The sequence below is a fragment of the Candidatus Methanoperedens nitratireducens genome, assembly GCF_900196725.1.
Lineage (GTDB): Archaea > Halobacteriota > Methanosarcinia > Methanosarcinales > Methanoperedenaceae > Methanoperedens > Methanoperedens nitroreducens_A.
Window position 1 is genome coordinate 1 of the sequence record NZ_FZMP01000061.1, and the last position, 1,011, is coordinate 1,011.

Here is a 1,011-nt window from a genome sequence, read left to right on the forward strand (position 1 = left end):
CGCGTCCTTGGTAAGTACAGCGGCATTGCAGGAGATATCCTTGTTGGGTTGGGAATAGGGGTAGGTGCAAAGGCAGTGCTTGATCCGCCTATGGAAAAGATGGCAGTGATCAGCCAGGCGGGGATATACAAGTAGTAACTCTGACTCCAAACAGAGAAACAAGAGAAATCGTGCAGCCGATAGAAGGAACGGAAACGGGGACAAATCCATACATTTGAGGTGATAAAATGGCAGATGAAATTATAGCAATTGAACATTCAGGCTTCACGAGCCTGGGAACAGGAACAGCAAAAACAAAGATGGGCGGCGCAAACGTTATACTGCCTCAGTGGGCCCGTTCGCTGTTGGCAGTACTGCCGCAAGCCGCGATAGACACAGTTACAGCTGCTCAGTCGCTTATTGCACAGTGCGACATCGAGAGTGATGATGTCCCGGTAGTGCCATTCCAGTGCCTTACAGCGCCTGTCGCAGGACTGCTCGGTGCATCAGGTGGCGCACTGTTTACTCCGAAAACTGAAAAATATGCTATTGGATGCCCTCTCAACGGAGGGGAACAGATAGCAGCATACCTGACCGCACTTGTGGCAAACACAAGCGCGCCAACCGGCGGAGTGGGTCTTGTAGTATCCAACATGAGGGCTCCGCATGCGCAGCGGCATGCCAAGATGGGCACTTTAACCTCTACAGGCACGGCAGCATCTGCTGATGTTGCAGGCACGAGGTACAATTTCAGCGGCGGAAACAGGATCCTTGAGCTGTTCGGAGCTGCCGTGCCAACCACGATAGCAGCAGCAGACGGAATCATCGGGTACATAAAGTACCAGTCCAACGAGTTCCTGCAGTCAGTACCCCTGAAGCTGCCTCTTAACCCGATTTCAGGAGGACTCGGAACACTGACGATTGCATTCGTTGACGGCGTATCCAGGCAGCCTGTGAGTGTGCCAATCCCGCACGCACAGGTAAACATCCAGGATTATCTGTACATGGGCCTTGCGCCAGCGGCTGCGGGAA

General features: G+C 53.2%; 1 protein-coding gene. It reads left to right on the forward strand.

Annotation, left to right across the window (positions count from 1 at the left end):
- Positions 1 to 227: 227 nt before the first annotated feature.
- The coding region (locus MNV_RS05250) for a hypothetical protein (protein ID WP_143311645.1) at positions 228 to 1,011 on the forward strand (784 nt) is incomplete at its 3' end.